This window comes from Terrabacter carboxydivorans (assembly GCF_039532035.1).
Lineage (GTDB): Bacteria > Actinomycetota > Actinomycetes > Actinomycetales > Dermatophilaceae > Terrabacter > Terrabacter carboxydivorans.
The window spans coordinates 84232-90231 of the sequence record NZ_BAAARE010000019.1 but is presented as its reverse complement, the minus strand read 5'-3'; the positions used below and the strand labels follow the sequence as shown (position 1 = coordinate 90231).

Sequence of the window (6000 nt, the reverse complement as noted above, 5' to 3'; positions counted from 1 at the left end):
GCGAGGACCGGTCGGCCAGCCCGGCCTCACCTTCGGCATCGAACCGTGCCACCCACCGGTGGGCGCACTGCCTGGAGACACCCATCGCTTTCGCGGCGTGGGCCACGGCCCAGCCCTGGCGGCGGACCCGGTCCACCAGCAGTCGACGACCATGGATGTTGAAACGGGCATTAGCGTGGGACACGAGAGCCTCCGGGCGGTGCGGGACGTAGACACTCCTCACCTCACCCGGAGGCTCTCCTCGTCGTCAACGTCTACCTGTCACCAACGTCCAGGCCGAGTACAGCTAGCTCTGCCCTGCCCGCATGCCCGCGATCCGAGGCCATCGACGCTGGTCCTATTTGGCGCTAGTCTCATTAACATGAAACGGCGCTATACCATGTCGGCCCGAGCCGACGCGGTCCAGCAGACGGGGGAGCGCATCTTGGCGGCGGCCTTCGACCGCTTCACGGTGGCGTTGTTCGACGAGGTCACCCTCGAGCAGATCGCTGCGGACGCCGGGGTCACGGTGCAGACGGTGATCCGACGCTTCGGCTCCAAGGAGGGGATCGTCGCGGCGCTGACCCAGATCCGGGAGGCCGAGGTGACCGCCCAGCGCGGGGATGCACCGGTCGGGGACCTGGAGGGTGCTCTGGCCAACCTGGTCGAGCACTACGAGGCCGAGGGGGACCTGATGATGCATCTGCTGCGGCAGGAGCACCGGGTGCCTGCCTTCGCGGCGGTCGCTGCGCGGGGCAGGCAGATCCATGCCCAGTGGTGCGCGCGCGTGTTCGCGCCCTGGCTGGACGCTCGCTCGGGGGTCGACCGCCGCCGACTGGGCGCCCAGCTGGTCGCGACCTGTGACCTCTACACCTGGCATCTGCTCCGTCGGCAAGAGGGCCTGTCGCGGCGCCAGACGAAGACGGCCCTGCTCGAGCTCGTGGAAGGAATCCTGTCGTGAAGGTCCTCGTCTACACGGCTCCAGCCCGTGGCCACCTCTTTCCCACGATGCCGATCCTGCTCGAGCTGCAGAGGCGCGGCCATGAGGTCGTCATCCGAACCATCGGAGCCGAGGTGGACGGGTTGCGCGCCCTTGGCTTCACGGCTGACCCGGTCGACCCGGCGATCGACGACGTGGAGCTTGCGGACTTCAAGGAGCACAACCCGCTGGCCTCGCTCAAGGCCGGTGTCGCCAACTTCATCGCCCGTGGTGAGCTCCAGATCCCCGACGTGCAGCAAGCGATCGCCGATGAGCAGCCCGATCTTATGCTCGTGGACGTGCTCTGCTGGGGCGCGGCCGCCGTCGCCGAGGCGTCTGGCCTCCCGTGGGCGTCGATCCAGCACTCGCCCACCCCCCTGCCCGCGCCCGAGGTCCCACCGTTCGGGCCCGGACTGCGGCCCATGACCGGGGCCCTTGGCAGGCTCCGCAACCGGCTGCTCACGCCCCTCACCCTCGGCATGCTCGAGCGAGTGGCGCTCCCGGGCACGAACGCGCTGCGCGCGAGGGTCGGGGTCACGCCCTTGAGGGACGTGGTGGACATGTTCACGCGCCCGCCGGTGACCCTCTACCTGACGTCTCGGGCGCTGGAGTACCCGCGCGCCAAGTGGCCGGAGTCGTTCGTGTTCACCGGGACGCTGAACTGGGACCCGGCCAGGGAGGCGCCCTCGTGGCTGGCAGAGCTGACCCGTCCCGTCGCGCTGGTCACCACGTCCTCCGAGTTCCAGGACGACGGGGTGCTGGTCCGAACCGCGCTCGACGCGCTGGCCGGCGAAGACCTCGACGTGGTCGCGACCATGCCTGCCGGCGTCGAGGGTGGCGCTGTGCCGGGCAACGCCCACGTCGCCGAGTTCGTGCCGCATTCGCTGCTGCTGCCGACATCAGCCGTCGCGGTCACCCACGGCGGCTTCGGCGCAACCCAGAAGGCCCTCGCCGCAGGGGTGCCCGTCGTCGTCGTGCCCTTCGGCCGGGACCAGGCCGAAGTGGGCCGCCGCGTGCAGGCCACAGGTGCCGGCGTCATGCTCTCCCCCAAACGACTCACCCCGGACCGGCTGCGTGAGGTCGCTCTCGAGGCGATCACGCTGAAGCCGGCCGCCGTCGAGCTCGCCGCGAAGATGGCCGCCGAGGGCGGTGCACCCCTGGCCGCCGACCGCCTCGAGGCGCTCCACGGCCGATCAGCGGCTGGTCGATGACGGCCTGTCAGGGACAGGGCGGCCCCGCCTGAGGAGGGTCGCCAGGAAGATCCAGGCGCCGAGGGCGGTCCAGGCCCAAGCGAAGTACTGGCCGATCATCAGCCCGGTCGGGGCGGAGGGCAGGACGACCCGGGCGGTGGCGGGATCGGAACCACGAACGGACACGTCGACCTGCTGGCCCTTCATGTTGCACTGTTCGAGCGTGCCGTAGGTGCTGGCGACGGTGGCCGCGCGGCCGAAGGTGAACCCGACCTCCGCCGTGCACGTCAGGTATGTCCGGGCGTGCCGCGTGGTCAGGTGGCGGTCGACCGCGAAGACCGTGCCACGCACGATGTGCCCGTCGGCATACGCCTGCGTCGTGGAGGCCGTCGACCCGTAGAGCACGGCGCACAGGAGTCCGACGCCCATCACCAGGAGGCCCACGAGCAGGCCACGACGCCTGACGCCGCCAGGCCGCGGATCCCCTTGGCCGACAACGCCGTCGGCGACGGGCGTCGCGTCGACCGCCTGGGAGGCGGCACGGTCGAGCCCTTGCAGGTTGGACCGGCCGACCCCGAGCCCGCCACGCGACTGGCCGAAACGCAACGACGTCCTCACGAACGGCATTGTGACCGCTGGCCGTCGCGGGTGGGGTCGAATCGGTACGAACCCCCTCCGCGACAAGGCGCCCACGGGGCGTCGGACATGACGTGGTCGGCGTCGCTCGACGCGAACCCGGGACGCGGGGGCAGGCGACGCCTACCGTGGTGTGTGGGAAGACCGAGCATGGCCCCTGACGCGAAGCCCAGTTTCTGGCAGACGCTCCCTGGACTGATCACGGCGTTTGCGGGTCTCCTCACGGCCGTGGGGGGCCTCATCGTGGTGTTGATGCAGCTCGGGGTGGTGGGCAAGGCTGAGCCGCAACCTGCCTCCTCCAGCGAGACGCCAGGTGCCGTGCAGAGTGTCGGGCGGAGCATCGCGGCCGCCGGCTCGGGCGGCCAGGGACCGGCGTCCACCTCGTCGGTGTCGCCGAACCCGGCGAGCTGGGACCAGATTCGCGCCAGATGGACTCCGACGACAGGCCCGCAGCGGGTGACCCAAGCCAGCACGGTTCGCTACTGCATCTCGGTCGGTGGAGGGATCACGCTCGACGACACCCAGGACATCCCGTTCGAGATGATGAGGAAGCTCACCGTCGTCGGCACGCCGCCGCCCTCCTCGACCCCCGGCGGCCGCGCGAACCTTCGGATCGACCTCGTGAACGGACGTACCGTCACAGGGACGATGGCCGTCGGGTGCGACTTCATCGGCTACGACGACGTCGGACGATTCAGCTACTACCCCGATCACCTCAGGAGCATCGAGTTCCTCTGGGGCCAGTGAGGCCGCGCGACTCTCGTGGTCAGGGTGTGGTGTCTGCGCCGCTCGACCCCGTGAGCAGCCGCTTGTGGAGCTCCGTGGTGAGAATGTGGATCTGGCGGGTCAGCTCGGTGTTCGTCTTGAGCTCGATCTCGGACTCGCTGAAGTCGTGGGCGGCCTTGGCGGACGCGAAGGCCGCCTGCCGGTTCTGCCCGATCATGACGAACGTCGACAGGAAGATCGCCTCGAGCGAGACGACGAGCGTCAGGGTGGGCCAGGGGCTCTTCTCGAAGACGATCATCCACACGGCGAACAGCACGGCGTGCAGGTAGACGAAGCCCATCGAGCCGGCGAAGGCCGTGATCTTGTCGGCGGTCCGCAGCTGGAAGTCCTGGGCGCGCTGCTGGAGGATCGCGTTGAACGCGGGGTGCGCATGCTTCTGCGCAGGAGCACTCATTTCGGTCATGGAGGTCACGGTAGGACCGAAAGGCGCCACGCGATGCCGCTTCGGAACTGTGGGTTCTCCGAGTGTTTCGCGAGGCGGCTCGGACGTCGGCCGCGACCGCGATCGGCCCGGCCGTGGTCCCGATCCTCTGGCTAGTCCCGGCCGAGGCTGGCCGCGACGGCGAGCTGGTCGACGAGGTCGTTCATCTCGTGGCCGGAGTGACCCTTGACCCACTGGAAGGCGACGTCGCCGCGCTCCTTGACCGCCATCACGAGCGGCTCCCACAGGTCACGGTTGGCGACCGGCTTCTTCGCCGAGGTGGTCCAGCCGCGCTGGAGCCAGCCGGCCCACCACTCGTCGCGGAAGCAGTTCACGACGTACGTCGAGTCGCTCACCACGACCAGAGGTCCGGCGATCGCGGTGACGGCCTCCAGGGCGGCGCGGATCTCCATGCGCTGGTTCGTGCTCGGTCGTTCGGCGCCCGACGCGAAGCGGTCGCGGTCGATCGCCCAGGCCCACCCGCCCGGGCCGGGGTTCCCGGAGCAGGCGCCGTCGGTGTAGACGAACGTCGCACCCTCGGGGGCGACCATCGCCGCCTTCGGCGCCCGAGCCGTCTTCGCGGTCTTGCTGCGCGACGTTGTGGCCTTCCTCGGCTGGGGCGTGCCCAGGCCCGGCAGCGCGAGCTCGGTCCCGCAGTCGGCGTGCACCCACCCGGTGTCGTCGCCGCCGGCGCCGACGATCTCGTCCCCTGCTCGGATGGGCGCCTGACAATGCACGCAGCGTCCGGGAAACTTGGCCAGCACAGCTCTCCTCAGGGTTCGACCGATCTGCCACCGCGGGGACACGAGCCTAGTGACACCCACGGACGATCCGGACGCGCGCTCGGGTGGGTGACGTCGATGGCGTATGCCGTCTCGCCGGGAACGATGTCCGCCGGCCCACCGCTCGGTGCAGCGACCCGCCTGCCCTCCAGCTTCCGGGCGTACGATCGTGGAGCCACGGGCATTTCGCACCTCGGCACTCGCGCTGACCTCGCCCGCGGTGATCGACGTGGAATCGAAGGCTCATCATGAGCGCAACCATCATCGGCCTGGTCCTCCTGGGGCTGGCCCTGCTCCTCGCGGCCCTGGCGATCAAGATCGTCAAGCAGTACGAGCTCGGGGTGCTGTTCAGACTCGGGCGAGTCGTCGGCGCGCGGCAGCCCGGACTCCGGCTGATCGTCCCGTTCGTCGACGTCCTGCACCGGGTCTCGCTGCGGATCGTCACGATGCCGATCCAGTCCCAGGGAATCATCACCCGCGACAACGTCAGTGTCGACGTGTCGGCCGTGGCCTACTTCCGGGTCGTCGACGCGGTCAAGTCGGTCGTCGCCATCGAGAACGTGCACGCCGCGATCAACCAGATCGCCCAGACGACGCTGCGCAAAGTGGTCGGCCAGCACACGCTCGACGAGATCCTCACCGAGACGGACCGGATCAACCTCGACATCCGCCAGATCCTCGACGGCAGCACGCTGGACTGGGGCGTCGAGGTGACGCTCGTCGAGCTGAAGGACATCCAGCTGCCCGACAGCATGAAGCGCGCGATGGCTCGTCAGGCGGAGGCTGAGCGGGAGAAGCGGGCCAAGATCATCAACGCCGAAGGCGAGTCGCTCGCCGCGGCGGCGCTGGGTGACGCCTCCGACACGATGATGGCCCACCCTCTGGCCCTCCAGCTGCGCAACCTGCAGAGCCTGGTGGAGATCGGTGTGGACAAGAACACGACTGTCGTCTTCCCGGCGCCCTTGATGAGCACCATCGCCGAGCTCGGGAACTTCCTGGCCCACGAGGCGGCCGCAGCCGCGGAGTCCGCGCCCGTCGGAGCAGTCCCGCCCACCGCTGCGCCGTTCAGCGGGAAGCCCTTTGCGGAGCCGGCGACCCCGCTTCCCACCCGCACCCGGAGCAGCGTCTGACGCCTCCGCCTGCTCCCGAGACTGGCCTCAAGGCGTCAGACGGCTCAAGTGGCATCGCCCATCCCATCGCGAACTGCCCTGAGGTCAGTGGGACTCG

The 6000-nt window shown here is 69.6% G+C and carries 8 protein-coding genes; 4 read left to right on the top strand and 4 right to left on the bottom strand.

Annotated features, from left to right (window positions below):
* On the bottom strand, positions 1 to 184 hold a 184-nt coding region (locus tag ABD297_RS18785; RefSeq protein ID WP_344256615.1), incomplete at its 3' end, for a leucine zipper domain-containing protein.
* A 240-nt stretch (positions 185 to 424) separates the two neighbouring features.
* Between ABD297_RS18785 and ABD297_RS18780 the strand changes: the two genes are divergently transcribed.
* Together ABD297_RS18780 and ABD297_RS18775 are read left to right on the top strand one after the other, a co-directional pair.
* Entirely contained in the window at positions 425 to 940 is a 516-nt protein-coding gene (locus ABD297_RS18780; protein WP_344256614.1) for a TetR/AcrR family transcriptional regulator, read from the top strand.
* Positions 937 to 2169 carry a glycosyltransferase gene (locus tag ABD297_RS18775; protein ID WP_344256613.1) on the top strand — a complete coding sequence of 411 codons (1233 nt, stop codon included), beginning with the start codon at positions 937 to 939 and terminating at the stop codon, positions 2167 to 2169. Before ABD297_RS18780 ends, ABD297_RS18775 begins: the two co-directional genes overlap by 4 nt.
* Here ABD297_RS18775 and ABD297_RS18770 read toward each other — a convergent pair.
* Positions 2152 to 2766: a hypothetical protein gene (locus ABD297_RS18770; protein WP_344256612.1), complete on the bottom strand. Its 615-nt coding sequence runs from the start codon at positions 2764 to 2766 to the stop codon at positions 2152 to 2154. The genes ABD297_RS18775 and ABD297_RS18770 overlap by 18 nt on opposite strands.
* A gap of 168 nt (positions 2767 to 2934) precedes the next feature.
* Between ABD297_RS18770 and ABD297_RS18765 the strand changes: the two genes are divergently transcribed.
* Positions 2935 to 3531: a hypothetical protein gene (locus ABD297_RS18765; protein WP_344256611.1), complete on the top strand. Its 597-nt coding sequence runs from the start codon at positions 2935 to 2937 to the stop codon at positions 3529 to 3531.
* A gap of 19 nt (positions 3532 to 3550) precedes the next feature.
* On the opposite strand, the gene ABD297_RS18760 is transcribed toward ABD297_RS18765, so the two are convergent.
* Together ABD297_RS18760 and ABD297_RS18755 are read right to left on the bottom strand one after the other, a co-directional pair.
* Complete coding sequence (locus ABD297_RS18760) at positions 3551 to 3973, bottom strand: DUF1003 domain-containing protein (RefSeq protein WP_344256610.1); 423 nt, start codon at positions 3971 to 3973, stop codon at positions 3551 to 3553.
* A gap of 131 nt (positions 3974 to 4104) precedes the next feature.
* On the bottom strand, positions 4105 to 4755 hold the full coding sequence (locus tag ABD297_RS18755) for a ribonuclease H family protein (protein WP_344256609.1): 651 nt from the start codon (positions 4753 to 4755) through the stop codon (positions 4105 to 4107).
* A gap of 266 nt (positions 4756 to 5021) precedes the next feature.
* On the opposite strand from ABD297_RS18755, the gene ABD297_RS18750 reads away from it, so the two are divergent.
* A complete protein-coding gene (locus ABD297_RS18750) occupies positions 5022 to 5903 on the top strand; it encodes a slipin family protein (protein WP_344256607.1) in 882 nt (293 codons plus the stop codon).
* Positions 5904 to 6000: the final 97 nt, after the last annotated feature.

What these genes read in the sequence shown, in the direction of transcription:
- ABD297_RS18765 (WP_344256611.1), top strand. Translation starts at nt 2,935, where the DNA reads ATGGCCCCTGACGCGAAGCCCAGTTTCTGGCAGACGCTCCCTGGACTG.
- ABD297_RS18760 (WP_344256610.1), bottom strand. Translation starts at nt 3,973, where the DNA reads ATGACCGAAATGAGTGCTCCTGCGCAGAAGCATGCGCACCCCGCGTTC.
- ABD297_RS18750 (WP_344256607.1), top strand. Translation starts at nt 5,022, where the DNA reads ATGAGCGCAACCATCATCGGCCTGGTCCTCCTGGGGCTGGCCCTGCTC.